General features: G+C 62.4%; 18 protein-coding genes and 1 pseudogene. 7 read left to right on the top strand and 12 right to left on the bottom strand.

What is annotated here, in order from left to right:
- Window positions 1-3: 3 nt before the first annotated feature.
- The 5 genes and pseudogenes from ABIC17_RS14230 to ABIC17_RS14210 all read right to left on the bottom strand — a co-directional run.
- Window positions 4-723, bottom strand: coding sequence for a SapC family protein (locus ABIC17_RS14230; protein WP_354282786.1), 720 nt, complete (start codon window positions 721-723; stop codon window positions 4-6).
- A 131-nt stretch (window positions 724-854) separates the two neighbouring features.
- Complete coding sequence (locus ABIC17_RS14225) at window positions 855-4,025, bottom strand: TonB-dependent receptor (RefSeq protein ID WP_354282784.1); 3,171 nt, start codon at window positions 4,023-4,025, stop codon at window positions 855-857.
- 350 nt (window positions 4,026-4,375) lie between these two features.
- Window positions 4,376-4,615: a hypothetical protein gene (locus tag ABIC17_RS14220; protein ID WP_354282782.1), complete on the bottom strand. Its 240-nt coding sequence runs from the start codon at window positions 4,613-4,615 to the stop codon at window positions 4,376-4,378.
- A gap of 133 nt (window positions 4,616-4,748) precedes the next feature.
- Window positions 4,749-5,657, bottom strand: coding sequence for a recombinase family protein (locus ABIC17_RS14215; RefSeq protein WP_354282780.1), 909 nt, complete (start codon window positions 5,655-5,657; stop codon window positions 4,749-4,751).
- Window positions 5,658-5,776: 119 nt separating this feature from the next.
- Window positions 5,777-5,917: pseudogene (locus ABIC17_RS14210) on the bottom strand (hypothetical protein); the annotation flags it as partial.
- Between ABIC17_RS14210 and ABIC17_RS14205 the strand changes: the two are divergent.
- Window positions 5,916-6,077 carry a hypothetical protein gene (locus tag ABIC17_RS14205; RefSeq protein WP_354282849.1) on the top strand — a complete coding sequence of 54 codons (162 nt, stop codon included), beginning with the start codon at window positions 5,916-5,918 and terminating at the stop codon, window positions 6,075-6,077. The pseudogene ABIC17_RS14210 and the gene ABIC17_RS14205 sit on opposite strands and share 2 nt — an antisense overlap.
- 75 nt (window positions 6,078-6,152) lie before the next feature.
- On the opposite strand, the gene ABIC17_RS14200 is transcribed toward ABIC17_RS14205, so the two are convergent.
- Both ABIC17_RS14200 and ABIC17_RS14195 read right to left on the bottom strand, forming a co-directional pair.
- Window positions 6,153-7,085: an AEC family transporter gene (locus ABIC17_RS14200; protein ID WP_354282778.1), complete on the bottom strand. Its 933-nt coding sequence runs from the start codon at window positions 7,083-7,085 to the stop codon at window positions 6,153-6,155.
- Entirely contained in the window at window positions 7,082-8,575 is a 1,494-nt protein-coding gene (locus ABIC17_RS14195) for an FAD/NAD(P)-binding protein (RefSeq protein WP_354282776.1), read from the bottom strand. Before ABIC17_RS14195 ends, ABIC17_RS14200 begins: the two co-directional genes overlap by 4 nt.
- Between ABIC17_RS14195 and ABIC17_RS14190 the strand changes: the two genes are divergently transcribed.
- Entirely contained in the window at window positions 8,547-8,774 is a 228-nt protein-coding gene (locus tag ABIC17_RS14190) for a hypothetical protein (protein ID WP_354282774.1), read from the top strand. The genes ABIC17_RS14195 and ABIC17_RS14190 overlap by 29 nt on opposite strands.
- A gap of 99 nt (window positions 8,775-8,873) precedes the next feature.
- Here the strand turns inward: ABIC17_RS14190 and ABIC17_RS14185 are convergent, their stop codons facing one another.
- Window positions 8,874-9,464, bottom strand: a complete 591-nt coding sequence (locus ABIC17_RS14185; RefSeq protein WP_354282772.1) for a TetR/AcrR family transcriptional regulator — start codon at window positions 9,462-9,464, stop codon at window positions 8,874-8,876.
- A gap of 76 nt (window positions 9,465-9,540) precedes the next feature.
- Between ABIC17_RS14185 and bdcA the strand changes: the two genes are divergently transcribed.
- The 4 genes from bdcA (at window position 9,541) to ABIC17_RS14165 (ending at window position 13,905) form a co-directional block, all read left to right on the top strand.
- Window positions 9,541-10,254 carry an SDR family oxidoreductase gene (gene bdcA, locus ABIC17_RS14180; protein WP_354282770.1) on the top strand — a complete coding sequence of 238 codons (714 nt, stop codon included), beginning with the start codon at window positions 9,541-9,543 and terminating at the stop codon, window positions 10,252-10,254.
- A 526-nt stretch (window positions 10,255-10,780) separates the two neighbouring features.
- The gene (locus ABIC17_RS14175; RefSeq protein ID WP_354282768.1) at window positions 10,781-11,401 is read left to right on the top strand and encodes an OB-fold-containig protein; all 621 of its coding nucleotides are present in this window, start codon (window positions 10,781-10,783) and stop codon (window positions 11,399-11,401) included.
- Between the two features lie 26 nt (window positions 11,402-11,427).
- On the top strand, window positions 11,428-13,164 hold the full coding sequence (locus ABIC17_RS14170) for a flotillin family protein (RefSeq protein WP_354282766.1): 1,737 nt from the start codon (window positions 11,428-11,430) through the stop codon (window positions 13,162-13,164).
- A 465-nt stretch (window positions 13,165-13,629) separates the two neighbouring features.
- Window positions 13,630-13,905, top strand: a complete 276-nt coding sequence (locus ABIC17_RS14165) for a TonB-dependent receptor plug domain-containing protein (protein WP_354282764.1) — start codon at window positions 13,630-13,632, stop codon at window positions 13,903-13,905.
- Between the two features lie 598 nt (window positions 13,906-14,503).
- Here ABIC17_RS14165 and ABIC17_RS14160 read toward each other — a convergent pair.
- The gene (locus ABIC17_RS14160; RefSeq protein ID WP_354282762.1) at window positions 14,504-15,400 is read right to left on the bottom strand and encodes a LysR family transcriptional regulator; all 897 of its coding nucleotides are present in this window, start codon (window positions 15,398-15,400) and stop codon (window positions 14,504-14,506) included.
- 97 nt (window positions 15,401-15,497) lie between these two features.
- On the opposite strand from ABIC17_RS14160, the gene ABIC17_RS14155 reads away from it, so the two are divergent.
- Window positions 15,498-16,607 carry an aldo/keto reductase gene (locus tag ABIC17_RS14155; RefSeq protein ID WP_354282760.1) on the top strand — a complete coding sequence of 370 codons (1,110 nt, stop codon included), beginning with the start codon at window positions 15,498-15,500 and terminating at the stop codon, window positions 16,605-16,607.
- Between the two features lie 140 nt (window positions 16,608-16,747).
- Here ABIC17_RS14155 and ABIC17_RS14150 read toward each other — a convergent pair whose 3' ends face one another.
- The 3 genes from ABIC17_RS14150 to ABIC17_RS14140 form a co-directional block, all read right to left on the bottom strand.
- On the bottom strand, window positions 16,748-17,722 hold the full coding sequence (locus ABIC17_RS14150; protein WP_354282758.1) for a glutathione S-transferase family protein: 975 nt from the start codon (window positions 17,720-17,722) through the stop codon (window positions 16,748-16,750).
- Window positions 17,723-18,184: 462 nt separating this feature from the next.
- Window positions 18,185-20,761, bottom strand: coding sequence for a sensor domain-containing phosphodiesterase (locus tag ABIC17_RS14145; protein ID WP_354282756.1), 2,577 nt, complete (start codon window positions 20,759-20,761; stop codon window positions 18,185-18,187).
- A gap of 255 nt (window positions 20,762-21,016) precedes the next feature.
- Window positions 21,017-21,568 (bottom strand): PAS domain-containing protein, encoded by a 552-nt coding sequence (locus ABIC17_RS14140; RefSeq protein WP_354282754.1) that lies wholly within the window; start codon window positions 21,566-21,568, stop codon window positions 21,017-21,019.
- Between the last annotated feature and the right edge of the window lie 1,018 nt (window positions 21,569-22,586).

The raw sequence follows: 22,586 nt of genomic DNA, 5'->3' as shown, positions 1-22,586 counted from the left end.
CGCTCACGCGGCCGTGCCGGGCAGCCGTTGCTTCCGGGCAATCAACTGCTGAACATTGGCGAGCGAAGCCGCAGCGAGGATGGCGAGCCGGAGAATCCCTGCGTGGTGCAGCCGCTCGAGCGGTTCGCCCGTCAGCGCGGCGAGCCGTTCGACGTCCACCACGAGCACGTCAGGCACGGTGTAGCGGCGCTCCTCGCTGACATCGATGGTCAGCGTTACGGGGGCGAGCAAGCCTGCATCATCGAGCGCGGCATAAGCGGTCGGCGCGCTCTCCATCCCCTCGTACAAGAGCCGCAGCACGCCGGTGACATGTTCGAGGTACGGGGTGTTGCCGCCATGTTCGAGGAACAGCGGCAAGCCGTCATCATCCCCGACCCGCGGGTCGTCACGATCGACATGGAGCATCGGCTGGCTGACGGCATCGCTCGTGCCGCGGACCATGCCGATGGAGAAGGGGCCGCGCTGATGACTGGCGGGCACATATCGGCTCGTCCAATAGTCGCCGGACAGAAACAGATTCTCGTCGCGGTCGAGCCCCAGCAGGGCATAGGCCTGTAGGCCCTCGTCGCGGCGGCGAAAAATGATGGCGAATTCGCGCTGCAGCTCTTCGAATTCAGCCGGGAACACCAGCGCCTGATTGGCCGCGTCCCCAAATGCCGGGCCCGCGCGGGGGCTTACGCGCAAATCGGCATGGTCGATATTGTTGATCTGTACGGGGGTCATCCGCTCCGGTCCGGTTGTGGCGTCAGGTCTATCAGCGCGGCGGCGAAGGACAAAAGGAAAAGGCCGCCGTTCGATGCGCGGCGGCCTTCCTTCCTTGCCGGGCGTGGACCGTGGTCCACGCCCGCATGCGATTAGAAGCGGTAGCGCGCGCCGACATAGAAGCGTGGCTTGAGCTCCTGGACATAGACCAGATTGGTTTCGGTACGGGCGTACTGACGGAACGGTTCGCTCGTCAGATTGACCGCTTCCAGCGACACCGAGATGTTGGACCGGATGTCGTAGCTGATGCTGGCATCAAGCGTCCCGAACGCTGCCGTGAACAGCGGGTTACGGTTACCACCCTGGTTCGTGCCGGCGAGATACTTGTCGCGCCAGTTGTACGAAATTCGCGCCGAGATGCCGTTCTTGTCATAGATACCGGTCAGGTTGGCGCTGTCGCCCAAGCCGGTCAACGCGAAGATATTCACGTTCGGATCGGCATAGGGATCGACATTCACGTCGCCGCTGACCTTGGTGTACGACACCGCGAACCCGAAGCCGGTTCTGCCAAAGAAGTTGGTCCAGGCGAATTCAAAGCCGTGGATGTTGCCCTCGCGGTTGTTGACCGGACCGCTGATTGCGAAGTTGACGAGCGGATCGGCAGCATCCCCCTGAAGGTTCACGGCGGCCGCGAGTGGACCGTACAACGCTTCGTTCACTTCACCCGTAGCGGGGTCAAGCGCGCCCCTGAAGGCCGCCGTCGCCGCTGCCTGATTACCGCCATTTTGCTGCAGAAGTGCGGTGTAGGCGAACAGGTTGCGGTCCGTCTGAGAGATCCCGTTGGTTCGCAGATAGGCGAGTGCAGTGCCGGACCGCGAACCAGGCGTCCCGGCGCCCGGATCCCGCAGTCCGAACAGGGTGCCGTTGGTGATCTGGTTGCCTACGAAGTTGCGGACGTTCTTGTTGAAGAAGCCGACCGATACGAAGCTCGTGGGCTTGTAGTACCATTCGATCGAGACGTCGAAATTGTCCGAGAGCAGTGGCAACAGCCCCGGATCCTGGCGCGACGCGGGAGCGGGTGCCGCCCCCAGTGCGGTCGGACGGTTCGGTGCGTTGGCCGTTACCGAAGCGAACAGGTTGCCATAGTCCGCGCGCGCCAGCGTTCGACTGAACGATGTGCGTGCCACCACATTATCATGGACTTCGACGTTCAAATCGAGCGACGGCAACAGATTGTCGTAGTCCGCTTTGACATTCACCGCGCCGCCGGCCGGTCCGCCTATGATGGCGAAGTCATTGTCCGACTGCCATTCCAGCGCGGTCGGGACCGACTGGAGGGCGATCGAATTGACCCTGGTCTTTTCGTAGCGGACCCCGATCAGCGCGTTGGCACGGCGTCCGGCGAGCTCGCCGCCCCAGGCCAGCTGTCCGTAGACCGCCCACGTCTTCTCGCCTACCGTATCGTCAGAGGAGCCCTGCAACACGTTGCCGCGGTTCGTAAAGTTCGGGTTGTTGGCATAATAGGGCCCGAACACGTTCAGCAAGTCGACCGCATCTCCCCGGAATGCGACCAGCGCCGAACCGGTCGAATTGGGGTTATACCGATCGAATTTGCAGGTCAGACAGAAGGTGTCGACTAGATTGCCGGCGAGCTGATTGACGAGGCCGGTGTCCGTAATGCCCCAGTCGCCCAGAAGCTGCTGCGTGTTCGAACTCGCCGAGCGAGTCTTTGCATCCACATAGTTGCCGCCGACCACGAACCGGCTCCGGTTGCCCAGGTCCCAACCCAGTTCAGCATTGAACTGATCGACCTTGGCTTCCTGCCGCGAGAAAATCTGCCGCGCGATCTGCGTACCCATGTCGCCGATATCGAGCTGATTGTTGCAATTGCCGCCGCGGCCGCCATTCGTGGCGGTGCAGTCGTTCAGCGTTTCGGACTGTTGTGGAAAGCCGCTCGAGAAATCGACGCGGTGGGTCGCGCGGACGGGGGCGCCGATAGAGATCGTCGTCGCCGAAGTACCGTTCGAATTATCCGGGTTGGTGGTCGACTTCGAATGGTTCGCGTCGAGCTTCAGCGACAGGGCGTCGGTAAAATTCCACTTTAGGTTGCCGCCGACCGAGTACAGTTCGGTCTTGGTTGCGAAACGCTGCTGTTCATACCCCTTGTCCGCCTGTTTGGCCTCGGCCAGAACGATCGCGGATTGCATCTGCTTGTTATCGTCGAAGGTGACGTCGCTGAACGGGCGCTGGAACCAGTTGGTCTGTTCGCTCCGCTCGTCGCTCAGCTTGTTGCGCGCATACAGGCCGTCCAACGTCAGTTCCAGACGGTCGGTCGGCTTGAACTGGATGCTGGCCTGGCCGTTGAGGCGTTCGCGACGGTTCTCGGAGAACTGATACCGGCTGTCGTTCGGAATTTGCACGTAAGGCGTGGTGGGACGATTGGTGATGTTCGTCGCCGCCGTAACGTAGGTCCCCGCGGGGTTCAGGAAATCAGCCAAAGGAACGATGTTCCAATAGTTCGGGTTCGACTGAACCGACGCCGATTCACGCAGCTGGTAGCTTCCGAACAGGTTGATGCCGAACGTCTCGTCGGTGTTCTTCCAGTTGATCAGGCCCGACAGTTCCGGCGTAACCTTCGAGAGATCCGCTTCGGCCTTCTCGACGGAACTGTCATACAGCGCCTTGGCACCGAACGAGCCGGACAGGCCGGCCTCGCGCGACTCGAGCGGGCGACGGGTGACGACGTTGATCGCTGCACCGATACCACCCGACGGGATGTTGGCGCGGCCGGTCTTGTAGACTTCCAGCGTCGCGACGCCTTCCGACGCCAGGTTCTGGAAGTCGAACGAGCGGCCGGTACCCACCGCAAAGGCGTTGCCAGTGCTGGTATCGATGCTGGTCGAGGCAAGCTGACGGCCATTAAGCGTCACCAGGTTGAAGCCGCCGCTGAACCCGCGAACTGCGACCTGCGAGCCTTCGCCATTGGCGCGCGTGATTGACACACCGGTAATGCGCTGCAACGATTCCGCGAGGTTGGTATCGGGGAATTTGCCGATGTCTTCGGCGGAGATGGCATCGACGACGCCGGCAGAAGTGCGCTTGATGTCGATCGCGCGGTTGAGACTGGCGCGAATGCCGGTGACGACGATGTCCTGATCTTCCGTTGCCACCTCAGCGGGGGCACCCGGCGATGGAGCGGTCTGCGCGCTGGTTGTGGTGTCGGCGGGTGCAGTCTGCGCTGCGGCCGGCAGGGCAAAACCCGCGGCGAGCGCAAGCCCGGACGTCGAGCGACCAAGTGTGACGAGAAAACGGGTAGCTTTCATGGTATCCCCCCCTAGTTATCCTGCGGCTGTGCCGTCCGATGGCCACTTCCTATTGGAAGTTGGTACCGTTCCGGTGGTATCGCTATCAGAGCATCGGCCCTTGTCAATACATCTGCAGTCACATTGTAATCTAATGTTGCGCGTGTGCTCTTGTTGCAACAACTGTATATGCCGATGCGCTTTGGTCGCCACCAGCCGGATACGCGGCCGCGCTGACCGAGGCTATACCATCAATGGTCGCCCAAAACCCGCCCGTGGCCTCACCGTCCTCTTCAGCCATTTGGAGGTCGGGTTAACATCACAGCAGGTCAGCAAATCAAAGTGGCTGCATGTCCCAGCAACCAACGATGTCACAAAAGCCCCTGTCCGCTCAGACGGGGACTTTGTGCGTTCGGCTCATACGAAGCCTTAGCGAACGAAAGCAATTGGTACAGGTAACCACAAAGCGACATGGGGCGGCGGTTGCCCTCACGCGCGCTGCTTGGCTGCGCCACAATCTTCTCGACGAGCGGGCGGATTGTGTTCCGTGCTGCCGCACCGTCTTCGGACGCCAGATGCACGTCGAGTTCGGCAATGGCCCGGATATACAAAGCTTAATAATTCGCCGGCAAGCGCACGACCTGCGGCGCTGGCGTTGCAGCGATGATCTTCCCCAGTCGGCTTTCTTCGGCTTCCAGATTCTTCACACGAGTGGTCAGTGCGCGAGGGTCGTCTTTGTCCTCCTCAATCCGAGTGACGAGGTTGGCGATACGGGCGCAGGTCTTCGCCAGTCTGTGCCCGGCCGTGGCGCGCTCGACGTTTCCAGCCTGCACTGCGGCCATGTTCTTGCTGGAGGAGCGCGGCGAAGCGCTTGATGAGCGCCGGGGTCAGCAGTTGTTCGCGGATGCCTGCAAGTGCGCGGGTTTCCAACTCGGCGGCGCTGATCGAGCCGTTGCCGTATCTTCCCATTCGGTGACCCTTGCATCGCCACCGCCCGGGGCCGGTCGCCAGGAACGGTGCGCCGCAAGTGCCGCAGGTCACCACCCCGGAGAGCATATGAGCAGGACGCTTCGCCAAGGCCAGCGGATTGCCGGTCAGCTTGAACTTCGCGTCGCGCGCGCTGCGTGCTTCGGCTTGAAGCGCCTTGACCTGCTCCCACGGCTGTCGGTTGATGATCCTGAGTTGCGGGTCGTTGCGGACGATCCATTCCGCCTCCAAGTTGAGGCGAGGGGGACGCGAGAAGCCGCGGCGCTCGTTCGGCACCTCGACCCAGGTGCGGCGGTTGAAGATACGGCGACCGATGTAGAGCTCGTTGTTGAGGATGCCTTCACCCCGCGTCACGTCGACTGATAACGTCGAGGGGTTCCAGACCCCGGCATTGTACTTCTCCCGCTCGCGGGCGCGCGGGGAGGGGATGCCATCGGCATTGAGGGCGTTGCAGATCCGCTTGAGGCTCCAGCCATCGGCGCACAGGCGAAAGATGCGGCGGACGAGTTCGGCCTGCTCGTCGTCGATTGGGAGTTGGTCGAGCGCGCGCCCTTGCGCGTCCTCACCGGTGATCTCACGTCGGTAGCCGAGCACGCGTCCCCCCGTGGCACCCCCGCGCGTGGCCTTGCCGCGCAGGCCGCACCTCGTCGTGTAGGCGATGCGCATCCGCTGTTGCTCACCGATGATGCTTTGAAGGCGAGCACCAAGTCGTCGACCTTGCCCGCCACCACCGTGTGCACCGCGACCTGGTGCAGCCTGAACAGCTTGACCATGCAATGCAGATGCTCGGCGTCGCAGCTTAGCCGAGCGACACCCTCGCTAATGGGGTTGCGCACCTGGCCTTTGGTGATGAGTTCCAGGACCTGCTCTAGCCCCGGGCGCTCCATCGTCGCGCCGGTTATGCCATCGTCGCCGTAAAAGGCGATGACCTCCAGCCCGCATCTTTCGGCAAAGCTTTGCGCGAGCCGTTGCTGGTCGTCAGGCGCGTTGATGCGGGATCGTAGCATTGTGCTGCCGTACGCGATCAGCAACAAGTTTGCCGTGGACAAGGTACACGATCTGCTGTCGGTCATCGAGCTGGGCTGATCCGCGATACCGTCCGAAGGTCGGAGGTCCGCTCAGCGGCCTTCGGATGAACAGGAGAGCTACGAGCCTACGGTATCAACCCGTGGGCATGGCCGAATGAAACACGCCGACGATCAGCAGGACGAGCACCAGCGATACCGCACTGGATAGCGCGACAAGCACCGCTGCCGCCTTGCGGTTGGTGTCGAGCAGGGTCGCAAACAGGGTCACGTTGCTGGCGATCGGGAACAGGGCGACGAGCCCGACAATGACGCGGTCGCGCGGCCCCAACACGCCAACGAATGCCGCCTCCAGTGCGAGTGCCGCGGCGATCAACACTATTCCGCTGACCTGCCTCACCGCGAGGATGCGCGTCATGAGTTTCGGCCGCCAGTCATCGCGGCCGGTCTCGGCAAGGTTGAGGCCAATCACGGCCATGCCGAGAACCGACACCAATGTGCCCGCGACAGATACAATGGGAGCCGCCGCTTCGGGCAGCGTGACGCCCGCCGCCTTGGCGATGATCGCGCCGATGACGACATAGACGACCGGTACACGCAGCGCCTTGGTCGCGGCCTTGCGCGTACCCTCCTTGGTACGGGCGATGAGAAAATAGCCGATCGTGTCGCCGTACAGCGCGCTGCCGATATAGGCGCAGATCACGGTCGATACGCCGACCTCTCCGAACAGCGCCTGGCTGACCGGCACGCCAAAGAACGCAACGTTGAAGAAAGAGAAGGAAGCCGACAGCAGTTTGGGATCGAAATCGTCGCCAAGCCGCTTGGCCAGCCGATAGGCGGGGATGCTCATCAGTGCCGCAACCCCGAACATCAGCGGTGGGATGACCATCAGCTGTCGCGCTTCCGCCGCCAGCACCTTGTCGATGACCAATACCGGGATGAGCCCGAAGACGAGGATCGTCGAAAACAGCTTTGCTGCCCAGGGCACGCGTCCGCCGATGACCCACGCAAGCAGAATGACGCCATAAAGTGGCAGCAGCGCCGCTGCGATGTTACCGAGCGCGCTCATTGCTGCCGCAGGATATCGTCGATCGCACGACCGGCGCATTCGACGTTGAACCAGACCGCGTTGGTGTCGCGCAACTCGCCGTTGAGCAATTGGCCGAGTGCGTACAGGCGTGGTGCATCGCGCGAGGCGGATATGATCCGACACGTCGCCCTGTGCGCGATCGCACCACCGACCGGATGCGGTTGTAGCCAGTTTTTCGCGAGCAGATCCTTGACCAGTGTCTCCTTCATCTCGTGCAAGGTCGTGGCCTGGCCGGTGGCGTTGACGACGATCGGTGCCTCGAGCGTATCGCCATTCTCGAACCGTACGACGAAGCCGGGGCCGGTCGTGCTCGCGACGGTCTCGTCGACCCGCCCGCGGACGCTGAGCAATCCACGGGTCATGGCATCGGCAATTCGCCGCGCGTTAATCATTGGCGTGACAAAGCGCGCCGCGGCGAAATGCGGTGCCAGCCACTGCCCGAAGCGTTTCTGGTCGGCGGGGCGCAACAGGTTCCATATCGCCGTGGAATCATGGCGGGCGGCGGTGAGAATGCGTTGAAACGGTTCGTCTTCGGCTTCCGCCGCCGCGATATCGTGGAGCAAGGCGGCCTCGGCGTCACCGTCAAAGCGATCTTCGGCCTTCCAATCGATCGGTCGACCGGCAGCCGCTTCGGCTTCGAGACGGAACAGACGGAACAGATCGACGACCGAGAAGGCCGCGCCGCGTTCGCGGATCAGGCGGTGGACGTTTGCCAGCGTCAGATACCGTCGCTCATAACCCGTCTCGGGCGCGGGAATCTCGACCCGCGGTAGCATGCCTTCCTTGGAAATCAGGTGGATGTGGCCGCGGTGATCGGCGTCGAGCAGCGTCATCACCGCGTCGATCGCGCTGAGGCCACTGCCCAGCACGACGACCGGCTGATCCCGATCGATCTGCTCTGTCATGCGATGCGCGGGGTAGGGGGAATCGAAGTACCCGGGCGTGCCGTTGAGGGTGCCGAACCGATCCGGATCGGGCGTGCCGATCGTGAGAAGGACGATGTCCGTAGCGAGCGTCGATCCGTCCGAGAACCCTACCGTCGCTGCGGCATGGTTGCCTTCGATGCTGACAGCTTCCTGGTGGTGGATCTGCACCTCGATCCCAGCGGCACGGGCCTGGTCTAGCGCTCGCTCGAGGACTTCGCGCATGTAGATGCGATATTCGCGACGCTGGGGATATTCGACGCCATCGGGATCGAGCGGCATGCCCGCTGCGGCGCGGCGCGCCTCGAGCCAGGTCCGGAAATGACCCGGCTCCTTGTCGTACAATCCCATCAATCGGGATTCGGTATTGAGGAGGTGTCCCGGCTGTTCCGTACCGAACGCCAGCCCACGCGCGAGGACATCGTCACGCTCGATCAGATGGATGATCCAGCCTTCGCCCGGGTCGTAACTAAGCCGCGTCACGGCTTCGGCGAATGCGGCCACGCCGCAGGCGCCCATGCCGACGATCGTCAGTTTTCTCGGCATGCTCTTCCGTTCCATGAGGAAGGGCGACAACGCTCGATTGGTGTTCGGTGCCACGATGAAGATGAAATATTTGTCATGTACGACGCGCCCAGCACGATCGGCGGTTTCGCAGATCCAGACCGGCACCACAGGGCTCAAACGGCTTCGTAAAGGTATGCGGGTGGTCGACCGCCTAGCGCGCACGGCGGCCATCGCGTGAGAGTGGCGGGACGGCTTTCGTCCAAACTCTGCTGCGGGGATGGCTCAGCCGATCTGGTTTTGGTTCATCTCAGCATCAAACGAGATCGCTAACGCAGTTTCAGCTGGGAAGGGTCTGCGTCAGAGCCAAGCTCGCAAGATGCACCGTTGCGAGCAGTTGATCCAGCGTGTGCCCGTTGCGCGCCTTGGCGGAGAGTCCTGACATGGTCGTGCTGACAAAGTCGGTCAGACGCCCGGCATCTGCTGGATGACGGGCTGCGATATAGTCGCGAAGCACGGCTTCGGCCGCAAGGCTGAGCGCACAGGCGGCCTCGCGCGCGTCGCGATCGTTCGAGCGGGTGCCCTCCACCACCATGCAACCGCTCGCAAGCGGGTCGGCGGCATAATAGCGTGCGGCCTCCTCCAGCACCGCTGCGAGACAGTCGCCCACGGGAAGGTCGTCCCGCAGCAGCTTGGCGAGGGGAATGGCGCTGGTCGCACTATAGCGGTCGAGCACGCGGGCGTAGAGACCGGCCTTGCTGCCAAAGGCGGCGTAGAAGCTGGGGGGATTGATCCCCAGCGCGGTTGTGACGTCCGAGACGCTGACCGCGTCATAGCCACGGGCGTGAAAAAGCTGCTGCGCGATACCAACGGCTTCCCCGGGATCGAAGCGCCGAGGACGGCCCCTTGTGCGGGATTTATCTGTAGTCACTATTACAAAATACCTTGACGTGCTCAATTGGGTTTTTATGTAGCTCACACTATATTAAATCTCAAGGATGCAGGTCATGGCTTCGTTTCAAGGCAAATCCGTTCTAGTCCTTGGCGGCAGTCGTGGGATCGGCGCAGCGGTTGTCCGGCGTTTCGCCGCCGAAGGCGCATCCGTGATCTTCACCTACGCGGGGTCGCGAGCCTCCGCCGAGCAGCTTGCCGCCGACACTGGCAGCAACGCGGTGCAGACGGACAGTGCTGACCGCGATGCGGTCATTGCACGGGTGCGCGAGAGTGGGCCGCTCGACGTCCTGATCGTAAATTCCGGGTTCGCCATCTTCGGCGATGCGCTCGATCAGGACCCGGACGAGATAGACCGGCTATTTCGGGTGAACGTCCACGCGCCCTACCATGCCTCGGTCGAAGCGGCACGGCAGATGCCCGACGGTGGGCGGATTATCGTCATCGGTTCGGTCAACGGCGATCGGATGCCGATTCCAGGCATGGCGTCCTACGCGTTGAGCAAGTCGGCGCTGCAAGGGATGGCGCGGGGGCTCGCACGCGATTTCGGGCCGCGTGGCATCACGATCAACATCGTTCAACCCGGGCCAATCGACACCGATGCCAACCCCGAAGACGGTCCGATGAAGGATCTGCTGCATGGCTTCATGGCGATCAAGCGCCACGGACGGCCTGAGGAAGTCGCGGGCATGGTGGCTTGGCTGGCGGGGCCGGAGGCGGGCTTCGTAACCGGTGCAATGCATACGATCGACGGCGCTTTCGGCGCTTGAATCCGATGACGCCAATGGCGCGGCCGAGGTTGGTTGGACCATCGCTCCCGTTGCGACCACTAACGGGAGCAGTCATGCGTCATCATCAGCAATTGACGATAAACGCGAGTTCACGAAGGTCCCGTTTCTGGACGCGGTTAAGGCGGCTTGGATGGCCGTTATTGAATCCGTAAAGTCGGTCGATTCTTCGTGGTTTCGGTCTTTGCCGGTAAGGAAACTTAAAGCCGGAAGGGCTTTTACCTTCGCTTTTTGGTGTTCTACGGGCAGCGGCACGGTGCTCCCATGAACGCGTAATCATGATGTCGATGTGCTCTGAGTCCGGCTATTGTGCAGATCCTGTAGGTCCTCATCCGAACCCGGTCGATCTTACCTTGGCAGGCGTTGCGATTGCCTCGTCGTAGGGCTAGCCTCGACGCGGGGAGTGTAATCATATGCATTTAAAATACCGGGCGGGATGGCTCTTCGTAACGAAGCGTTGTTGTCCGTCCGCTATCCGTGCGCCGATGCAGAACCAGAGCCACGGCATATGTTCGCCATTTTCCTGACGCCGGCCTATGCGCCATTCGCGATTGCGTTCGTCGTGATGATCGGGATCGGGCTGATCGAGGCGATTGGCCTTGGGCTGGGCCATCTCGATCTCGACGCGGACGTGCCTGCCGACGCCGATAGCAGTGGCGTGCTCGACTGGCTCGGGCTTGGCCATGAACTGCCGATCCTGATCTGGTTCACGTCCTTGCTCGGCTGCTTCACGCTGGCCGGGATCGCCATTCAGCAAGGCGCGGCTGCGATGGCCGGCAGCCCGCTGCACTGGGGCCTCGCTTCGGGAAGCGCGCTGATCGCCGGCGGCCTGCTCAATACGCTTGCCGCGCGCGGCCTCGCCCGGGTCATGCCCGGCTTCGAAACGAGCGTAATTTCGACCGACGACTTTCTTCGCCGCCGCGGCACGATTCTTGAGGGCACCGCCCGCCGTGGATCGCCGGCTCGCGCAAAGATTGTCGACGAGCACGGCCAGGCGCATTTCATCATGGTCGAGCCGCATGACGACACCGACGCGATCGCCACCGGCGAGACCGCGCTGATCGTCCGCCGCGACGGCAAACTTTTCTACGCGCTGCCCGAAGCCAACGCGCTCCTGCAGTCGATCTGACCACAATCATAACCGGGGAGGGTTTCATGCCCGCACAGCTTCTGAACGTCCTGATCTATGCCGGTATCGTGCTGTTCGCGCTCGTCGTGATCGGCGTCATCCTGACCCGGCTCTACCGCCGCGCGACCAAGGACGTCGCGTTGATCCGCACCGGATTCGGTGGCGAGAAAGTCGTCCTCAACGGCGGCATCATGGTTATCCCCGTGCTCCACGAACTGATGCAGGTCCGCCTGACGACCGTGAAGCTGGAGGTGTCGCGCCTCAACAAGGACGCGCTAATCACGCTCGACAAACTGCGCGTCGATGTCGTCGGGCTGTTCCACATCAAGGTAAAGCCCGACGCGGAATCGATCGCCGCCGCCGCGCAGACGCTGGGCGATTCGGTCAACAGCCCCGACGCGGTGAAGTCGCTGCTCGACGGCAAGCTCGTCTCCGCGCTGCGCTCGGTTGCCGCGACGATGACGATGGAACACCTCCACGCCAACCGCGCCGACTTCATCCAGAAGGTGCAGGAGGCGCTGATGACCGATCTGGACATGAACGGCTTCCAGCTCGAATCCGTCAGCATCACGCATTTCGACCAGACCGCGTTCGAGCATTTCAACGAGAACAACGCGTTCGATGCCGAAGGTCTGACCGTGCTCACGCGGACGATCGAGGAGCGCAAGAAGATCCGCAACGACATCGTCGCCACCAATCGCGTCGAGATCGAGCAGCGTAACCTCGACGCCAATAACCAGTCGCTCGAGATCGCACAGGCCGCGGAACAGGCGCGCCTGACGCAGGAACAGACGCTGTCCGCCCGCCGCGCGGAGCAGGCGACCGCGATCGCAACCGCCGAGGCCGAGCAGACCCGTCTCGCCGAGATCGCCCGCATCACTGCCAGCCAGGCGCAGACCGTCGCGCAGACCGAGGCCGACAAGGTGATCCAGACGGCCACGATCGCACGCGACGGTGCAATTCAGACGGCGACGATCGAGCGCGACCGTACGATCGAAATCGCGCGCATCACGACCGCGGTGCAGACCGCGCAAAAGTCCGAGGAGGAATCGACCGCAACCGCTGCCGCCAACGAAGCCCGCGCGCTTGCCGTCCGGGCGGAGGAAAGCGTCGCGACCGCCAAGGCAACCGAAATCGCCAACCGCAACAAGAACGTCGCGGTGATCGCCGCCACGCAGCGCGCGCAGGAGGAGGCCGTCGGCATCACCGTTGCCGCGACCGCCGAGAAGGAAGCCGCCGAAGCGCGCGCCAGTGCCTTGCGCACCGAAGCGACGGCCGAAGCGGATGCCGAGAAGGCCCGCGCAGAAGGGCGCGAAGCGGCGTTCAAGGTCGATGCCGCGGGTCAGGCGTCGCTGAACGAAGCAACCAATCTGCTGAACGACGCGCAGACCGCATTGCTCATCCGCCGCGCAATGCTGGAGGCTCTTCCTGCCATCATCGCTGCGGCGAGCAAGCCGATGGAGAACATCGACAAGATCAGCATCGTCGATGCAAGAGGACTACACGGTGACGGGGGTAGCGATGCCGCGTCCGGCGGTGGCCAAGGCAACCTCGCCGATGCGGCGGTGGCGGCGGCGATGCGGTACCGTGTCGGTGGCCCGTTGATCGATGGCCTGATGGCAGAACTGGGAATGACCGGCAGCTCGTTGAACGGCATGCTGGCTGGAAGCGGAGGGGACACACTGGCTGCAAGACCTGCCTCCGCCGATGCCCACAAGCCTGCCGCTACCCTGAATGGCGGCTCCGGCCACGCGCCGGATTGAGGGTGAGACCGTAACGGATAGCGGGTTCCTGACCGAGTCCGCGCGTCCATCGGTTGGCTTGAGGACATTCCCTGTCTGCTGCCCGCAAGGAACCGAAGGCATGGTTCTGCAAGAGCCGCGGTAAGCGAGCCGGGCAGCGGCGAGCCGAAGCGCGTCAGTGCGGCCATCACGGCAGCTTTCGGGCAGTCCGAAAGCTGCCGAGTAAAATGTCTGGCTAATCAATCCGCCACATTGGGGGGACCGACTGCATCGATCCATAAGCATCCCGTAGATTGTCTGCTCCCACCGCAAGGAGCAGATCGGGTGATTGAGTTTTCAGATCAAAGTCCCAATTGTTGCCGCCCTGATCATCCTGGTCGACCGGTTGTTCCCATCCAGCTTCGCCGGAGCGCGGATCGGGTGCTTCACCATTTACGTAGCTGATCGCCGTAACCGTAGCGCGGCGGGACGTTCGCAAAAGCTTACTTGCCCTCAGAAGCGATCGCGCGGATCACGGGCGTGCAGATGACGCGCTATTTCGATGAGGCAAACGGCGTGCTGATCCGCGGCCTCCCCAACGTGCAGACGACAGTGCAGGGGCGCGAGATCTTCACCGCCGAAGGTCGTTTGGTCGCGATTCCGGATTTCCCGGCGCAGGCATTGTCGCCCGTCGAGGTCCTACAAGGCGACGGCCTCCGACAATCTCGAAGAGGGAATCGCCGGCCTGATCTACGTTGGCCTGCGCCGTCCGTTCTACTCTGAGGGCTTCGAACTCGCCGGGGCAGCGCGCGGTGTCTACAACACGGAGTTTCGGAAACTCAACTCGATCCGCTGTCAGGGTTTCCAGGACAATGTCCCCGCTGCGCAGCAGATCCTGCCCGCATCGGTCGGGTGCGACTTCACCTTCTCGCAGCATATCAGGCTGTTCTACGGTCGCGGCACGCGCCAGCGTCCTTCGGTCAACGGGCCAAGCAAACAGTCCGGGCGCAACGATACCGACACAGCGCCAACCACCTCGCGCGCCGACCATCGCGCGCCCATCGCGAACGGGCCGACATTTTCCTTGCGGTCTCGTCCGAATATGGCCGGTTCCCCTACATGATCGCGCGTGTCCGCTAAACGGTTGGAATCTTTGCGTTTGGAACGTCGGTAGACATGTCGACGATCTACCTGCCCGCGGTGCTATGCGGTGATAGGGAGGGCATCCGATCTTCGGCGAATTGGAGGAGAGCAAGGTTGCGCGCGCGTGCGCCGATCACGAGGCGGCCGGTCTGGCCGACCTGCCGATAGCCGCGCCGACGATGCGTTAAGGCTTTCTGTCGTGATGCACACAAGCCATGCCGGGGGACGACGGCATCATCTATGCAGTAGGCGCCCAACGTAGCCTGTCGATCAGCACCCGCAGCGCAGGCGTGACCTGCCGGCTCGGGTAGTAGAGATAGCAACCGGGAAAGCTCGGGCACCAGGCATCGAGTACCTGGATCAGCCTGCCGTCCGCAATCTCCGCCGCGACATCGTGGTCCAGCATATAACCCAGGCCTGCACCGGCTCGGACCGCTGCAGCCGCCAGCTGCTCGTCGTTGACGATCAATTGCCCGCGTGGACGAAACTTGATGTCCCGGCCATCGTGTTCGAACTCCCACGGGAGCAACCCCCCGCCACCGAGAAGCCGATAGTTGATGCAATTGTGCCCCTCGAGATCGGCTGGAACCGTGGGCAGGGGACGGGTCGCGAAATAATCGGGGGTGCCGACAACCAAGGTGCGCAACGCAGGTCCGACCGCCACCGCTACCATGTCCCGATCGACCGTCTCCCCTAGCCGGATACCCGCGTCGAAACCCCCGGCCACGACGTCTACCAGCCGGTCTTCGACGATGACCTCGACCGAAATCTCGGGATGGTCGCGCAGGAAGCGCGGCAAAACCGGCGCGAGTATGGTCCGCGCGGCGTAGCCGAAGGTGGTCAGCCGGATCGCACCGGACGGTACGCCGCGCCAGTCGGCCAATTCGGACAGGCCTCGCGCAAGCTCGGCAAGCGCCGGGTCGAGCGATCGCAGCAGGCGTTCTCCCGCCGCAGTGGGGGCAACACTGCGCGTCGTTCGTGCCAGCAGCCGAACCCCGAGGCGTTCCTCCAGGCTACGCATCGCGTGGCTGAGCGCCGAGGGCGAAAGGCCCAGTTCTGCCGCGGCACGGGTGAAGCTGCGCGCGCGTGCGACCGCAGCAAAGGCAGCGAGGTCGTCCAGGTCGCCACGCTTCATTGTTGCATTTCCTTCACAAAGCCTTGCGGCGAATGACGGCTTATCCGTTCGCCACCACCATGTAGTCTCCGATGCGACTTTCCTAGGAGTTACAGCAATGACCCTCACGACCTATCGCACACTCGGACGCTCCGGCTTGACGGTCAGCCCGCTCGCGCTCGGCACGATGACCTTCGGCGCCGGACGATGGGGTGCCGACGAAGCGACCGCACGATCGATCTTCGATGCTTATGTCGAGGCTGGCGGCAATTTTGCGGATACCGCGGACATCTATTCCGGCGGGGAAAGCGAACAGATGCTAGGGCGATTCATTGCGGAGCGGGGAAACCGCGACCGGATGGTGATCGCGACCAAATCCGGCTTTCCGCGAACCGCGGGCAATCCGCTGTCTGGGGGCAATTCCGCGCGCAACATCCGTGACGGAATCGAGGGCTCGCTGCGTCGGCTCGGCACGGACTACATCGACATGTATTGGACGCATGTGTGGGATCGCACGACCCCGCCCGAAGAAGTGCTGTGCGCGCTGACCGATGCTGTACGGCGCGGGGACATCCTGTATTACGGCTTCTCCAATGCGCCTGCGTGGTACGTCGCGCAAATCGCCACGCTGGCCCGCGCGCACGGCCTGCCCGAGCCCATCGGCTTGCAATATTCCTACTCGCTGATCGATCGCGGGGTCGAACTCGATGTGGTGCCTGCGGGGCAGGCGCTCGGACTGGGGATGGTCGCCTGGAGTCCGTTGGCGGCAGGCCTGCTCACCGGCAAATATGGGCGCGAGAAGATCGCGGATGCCGGCCCGGCGGGGAGTCTTCCCAACCGCGGCGGCGAAGCGACGGGCAGCGGCAACAATGACCGTCTGAACGGCGACAATCCCTTTGGCGGAATGCTGTTCACCGACAAGAACTTCGATGTGGTGGATGCCTTGCGATCGGTATCGACTGAAATCGGGCGACCAATGGCGCAGGTCGCCCTGGCTTGGGTCGTGGCACGGGCCGGTGTTGCATCGGTTCTGGTCGGCGCGAGCCGGCCGGAGCAATTGCGCGAGAATCTTGCCGCCCTCGACATTGTCATCACCGCGGGTCAGCAGGCGCGCCTCGATGCTGCCGGCGCGCCGCCGATGCTCAACCCGTATTTCATCTTCGGACTGCCCCGGGCCCAGATCTTCGGCGGTCAGACGATCGACCCGTGGACACCAGGGATCGCTTGAGGCGGCCAGGGGACGGCGGTGGGGTAGCGAGGATCCCCCACTGCCAGCGCTTCAATATACAATCGGCCGCCAAACGAGGGCTTCCTGCTCGCCGACAAACCGACCCCTTGAGGGCAAATTCCGGCACGCCGCAGGGTGCGTCACGTGAGGTGCTGGTCGCCCCCCGCGGTGCGATGCGCCCAGGGCAGGTCAGGGCCAACCGGCACGACACCGCACGGGTTGAGGTCGCGGTGGCTGGCGTAATAATGCGTCTTGATGTGGTCCAGATGCACGGTCGCAGCGATGCGGGGATCGGCCAGCATCCGCTCGAGATAAGCCTCCAGCGCGGGATAGTCCGCAATGCGGCGGACGTTGCACTTGAAATGCCCGTAATAGACCGCGTCGAAGCGGACCAGCGTCGTGAAGAGGCGGATGTCCGCCTCGGTCATCGCATCGCCCACGAGCCAGTCGCTGCCCGATAGCATCTCCTCCAGCCATTCCAGCGATCCGAACAGCGGGCGGACCGCGGCTTCATACGCGTCCTGCGTGGTGGCGAACCCGGCTTTGTAGACGCCGTTGTTGACCGTATCGTAGATGCGCTCGTTGACCCGGTCGATCGCGGCGCGATGAACCGCGGGATAGAGATCCGGCCCCTGTCCGCCAAACGCGGTGAGCATCCGGATGATCTCGGCTGACTCGTTAGACACGATCGTGTCGGTCTCGCGGTCCCACAGGACGGGGACCGTGACTTTGCCCGAATAGTCTGGCCGTGCGCGGGCGTAGAGCTGCCACAAGAATTCGGAATCGTGCAGCGGATCGCCGCTCCCGCCGTGGTCGGTGCCGAAGGTCCAGCCATTCTCCAGCATGACGGGATCGACCACGGAAACGCCGATCGCCTCCTCCAGACCGTACAGCGCGCGGACGATCAACGTCCGGTGCGCCCAGGGGCAAGCATAGCTGACATAGAGGTGATAGCGGCCGGGCGTCGCCGGACGGCCGGGCTGGCCATCGGGGCCGGGGTCGCCCGACGGGGTGAGCCAGTCACGAAAGCCCGCATCCTGCCGCTCGAACGCGCCGCCTTTGCTGTCTTCCGTCACCTTGCCCGCGTGCCAGGCACCGTCGATCATTCTACCCATATTCTGTCTCCGTTTAGGTAACCTGACCGCAAACAGGGGCGGCTACGGCTTGCCCGTCACCAACAACCGGGGGCTCTTTTCGTCCCATGCGATGCGGTTGGCGACCGCGTCCAGGCTGCCCCGCTGACGTCGATCCGGCGAACGGCTCCAACCGGAGACACGCGCGGTGCAGCGAAGGCGGGGACAGGATCGTCAACGTGGCGATAGCGATCCACGCGATCGGTTTCTGCGTGGAGACGACGCTATACGTTCGAGACGGGGAGGGGGCGTTTGCTTCCGGACTGAAGCAAGGATCCGTTTACGAGCAACGCGGCCTAATCAGAGAGAATGCCTTCGATCGGTCGTGTCCCTGATCTCGCCGAACTCGGCACGATCGAACGCCTGCAACAGCCGTGGTACGAAGTTCAGATTGAGACAATGCTCTTGGTTGACAATACCTAAGCCACTTACAGGACGGCGGAACTATGCCGCCTCCGCCTGCAGACCTTGCAGGGAAGCATGCGCCAAACGTCGATCGTCGTTCGTAAAGTATGCCTTGATCTCATCGCTTCGAAGCGGCTTGCTCAGCAGATAGCCTTGCAAATGCGTGCATCCGCCTTCCATGAGGGCTGACATCTGCTCGGCGGTCTCGACCCCTTCCGCTACCACGCCCATACCGAGCTTTCGACCGAGCCCGACAACGGCTTGGATGATCGCAGATGACGCTTGCGACGAGAGCATTTGCCGCACGAAGCTTTGGTCTATCTTCACCTTGTCGAACCGGAACCGTTCGAAATAGCTGAGGGACGAATAGCCGACGCCGAAATCATCCATGAGGATCTGAATTCCAAGAGCGCGCAGTTGTGCAAGCTCGCGGAATGTGTGGTCGACGTCGCGCAGGAAAAGCCCTTCAGTTACTTCCAGCTGAAGACGTTCCGGATCAAGGCCGGTACTGTCTAAGACGTGGCGAACAACCTGGCAAAGGTCCCCTGCGTGGATCTGCATAGGGGATATATTGACGGCGACCTTGATATGGTGCGGCCACGTCATCGCTTCCTCGCAGGCTAGGCATAGGATCCGCGTTCCCAATTGCCCGATCAGCCCGCTTTCCTCCGCAATCGAGATGAACACGTCCGGTGGGATCGGTCCGCGCACCGGATGATGCCAGCGGGCCAATGCCTCGGCACTCGTGATCTGCCCGGTATCTGCTGAGAAGACGGGCTGGTAGGCAAGGGTGATGGCGTGCTGGTCGAGCGCGACGGACAAGTCCCGCTCCAGCTCCCGTCGGTCCTGCGTCGCCCGGTCCATTTCCGCGCTGAAGAAGCACACGATCCCGCGGCCCTGCTGTTTTGCCCGATACAAGGCAAGGTCGGCATGCTGGCGTAATTCTTCGGTCGTCGTCGCGTCCTCAGGAAACAGCGCGATGCCGACACTGCTTCCCAGCTGGACGGTAGCCCAGTGGGTGACGATCGGGGATGCCAGCGTGATCGCGATCGTTGCCGCAAGCTGACGTGCCTGCTCTCCGGGTGCCGCGCCGGCGACAATGACCGCGAACTCATCTCCGCCAACACGCGCCTGGATCGTTGTGGCCGTTGCGACCGCGCGCAGCCGATCGCCGATCTGCGCCAGCACCGCATCACCGGCAAGATGGCCGAATTGATCGTTCACGGCCTTGAACCGGTCGAGATCGATGCTGACGAGCGCGAAAGGCGTTTGGTCGGCAATGAGCCGGTCCAACTCGTCGACGAACGACGCGCGGTTGCGCAGACCGCTCAACGAGTCGTAATGTGCCAGACGCTGGACCTCGGCCTGCGCCTTGCGAGTTTCGGTCACATCCTCGGACATGCCGACGATATATTCGCGCGGGCGGCTGGGGCCGTCGACAACGAGCCGTTTGGTGCGCAGCGTTACAGTGGTGTTGCCGGGTCGGACAAAATCGCTTTCAGACACATACAGACCTTCGCCTGCGACCGCGGCATCATCGCGCCGCTCATAGGTTGCGCCATGCGCAAACAGCTCAGGATCGGTCTTCCCGATGATATCGTGCCTGGAACAGCCGGTCAGCTCCTCACCGGCGCGATTGACCAGCAGATACTGCCTCGTGTCCGCGTCCTTGACGAACAGCATGGCGGGAAGGTGATCGACAACCGTATCCAGAAACGTCTTTGCCTGCTCCCGTTCCCGCTCGAGCATCTTGCGAGCGGAAGCGTCTCGGATAATCCCCGCAAAACTATACCCGCCTTCGGAGGACCCCCAGCGCGCCAACGACAGTTCGATCGGGAATTCCGAACCGTCGGAGCGCTTGGCGGTCAACTCGACCGACTTTCCGACCAAGGTGGTCCGTCCACCCGCGGAAGCTCGCGAGAAGCCACGATGATGGGCGTCCGCATGGATCGGGGGAAGAATGATGTCGAGCGTACGGCCGATCGCTTGCACGCAGGAATAGCCGAACATCTGCTCGGCGGCGCTGTTCCAGAACGTGATGGAGCCGCCGCCATCGACGCAGAGAATGGCATCTGAAGTGACGTCCACGATCTGCGTGGCGACCTCTCCGATCTGACGATACCGTCTGGCTTCGATCAGCCCCACTACGATCCCGGCAAGATCCACTAGTGCCCTGAGTTGATTGGACGGAACCTCGTCGCGGGGCTGCCGATCGAGAACACATAGCGTTCCCAGACAATGCCCGTCGCGGGTAATGATGGGGGCCCCCGCATAGAACCGGTAGCCGTCGGGCCCGAGCGTGAGCGGGTTCCCGACGCATCGTGGGTCGGCGTGTGTATCGAGAATGACGACCGGTTCAATGCCGTCCAGCGCCAGAGTACAGAAGGCATGGTTCCGCGGTGCCTCCGTTGCTGGCATGCAAACGCTGGATTTGAACCAGGCGCGACGGTCATCGACGAGGCTGACTGCAGCGCTTTCGCCGCCGAGCGCGAGTGCTGCCAAGCGCGTGACCTCATCGAAGTCGCGTTGCGCGGGCGTATCGAGAATCGCCATGCTCCAGAGCGCGGTCAGGCGCGCCGCTTCGGACGCGTCGCTCAGGGAGCTGGCAAAGGTCATCGTGTATCTATTAAAAGTAGAACGTTAGCAGCGCCTTAACGGGATCGTCGCGTCCAGTAGAGTGTTGTTTGCGTTCGGCGTTCGTGATCGAATCGTTGGCAGACTTTGGCCAACGCGCGACCAGGGGGCGGTTTTCGCTGACACGCGCTCAAGAGCGACCAACCGCTTTGCCATTGCCCCCTGTCCAGCGACGTCGTCTTGCGACATCAAGAACCCCGCCCCTCGAACTGTCATTCGATCAGCGGGGTGACGTTTCTAACGAGTGACCGCCTCGTCATCGCTGTTCGCCAGGATCGCGTTTTGTTGTTGGGGGCGAGACTTGGGAACAGCGCGTTCGGCAGCAATCTCTGGCAAATCGAAATGGTCAGGGAGTTCGATATTGATGCCGAACCACCGCATGATCTGCCCGTGGGCATCGCGGGAGGGAACGGCATGGACACGCATCCGCCGGTACTGACCGTCCTGCTTCCGTAATCGATACTCTGCCTTAACTGCTCGTTCGTCCTGGACGGTGTTCCGCCACTGTTCCATCGTCACCAAGCGATCATCGGGATGGATTGCAGTCAGCCATCCATAGACCTTCCAATCATCGTAGCTCTGACCGGTGAAAGCGCGCCATGTCGGGCTGTCAGTTTCGACGATGCCATCCGGTGCGCTTTCCCAAACTATCGAGGCGAGTTTGTCGATCAGGAGTTTGGCTTGTGTGGCCTGATCGCGATCGAGGGTATGATCGTCAGCGCGCCCCTCGGGATCGAGGCAAGCGACAAGCGCGACACATATGTCGTCGGGAAAGGGATGAGCTGTCATGCGCGCAGGGTCCGTCACGCCTTCAAGTTTTATGGTCAGAAGGTGAAGGGAGTATTTCTTAACACCCCAATCAAGCCCATTTCAGCTTAGTTTAGATTAAGTTAGTCGACAGGTCCGCGAACCTCTGAACCGCGGAAAGCTCCGCTGATGGATCTAACGTGCCGTTGATCGCCATCGTGCAGCACTTACGGGGCGGGGGGAAGCGCTTCCGCCTTTGAGTTTCGGACGCAGGCAGCGCTATCACGATGTCGCTAAGCCAGAGCTTCGCCATTCGCGCAGGATCGCCTGCATCGCTGCTGTTCGTCTCTAGGCTCGGCGCCTTCAGCGTCAGGCGACGTTAGCGTGCAAACCCACGTTCCAACGATCAGTTTGTTACGGTTGGTAATCGGTTGATCTGGTTGCTGAGGCCCGCCGCACCGCAGATACTGACCTGACGACGGTGCTCCGCAGCTTGTCGAAAATGGCGTTCCGGTTCCAGTGCTCTTGCGGCAGTTTGTTGACGTGAATTGGAACCGCCCATCGATGCTGCGTTGGCTTAACATGTAGCGAGAGCACCCTCGCAGCGCTGACATGAGGTCTAAAGGCTGCGGATACACGCAGACGCGCGTGATGAACGGACGTCCGCTCTACCAGCGCGTAATGCCCCAAGGCGTCCAATCAAGGGTCAGGGTAGTCGTTAGCCTTTATCAGATTGTGATAGGTAAGGTGTCACAATCTGATAAGGGACAGCAGGCTACAAAATCAGTTCGCGGCGGATCTGGATGGGCGGCCAACAATGCTGACGATCGCGCTTGGCAATCCTATATTCGTGCGCGCACGCCAAAGAAGAACGCGCGGCCAGTGTATTCGTAGAACGCCGGAACGTTGTTATACGTCGAGTATCGCTGTGTTGCTGAATCCAGCAAGTTGGAGCCCTGAACATAGACCGTCAGTTGCGGCATTATGTCGTAGGAAATGCTGCTTGCGAGCTCGTGATAGGGCCGCTGCTTTGAGGCGTCGCGCCGGCTCGGTAAGCAAT

The sequence above is a fragment of the Sphingomonas sp. PvP056 genome, assembly GCF_040549155.1.
Taxonomy (GTDB): Bacteria; Pseudomonadota; Alphaproteobacteria; order Sphingomonadales; family Sphingomonadaceae; genus Sphingomonas.
Note: the sequence above shows the minus strand (reverse complement) of the source record. Positions and strands in the feature narration are given on the sequence as shown.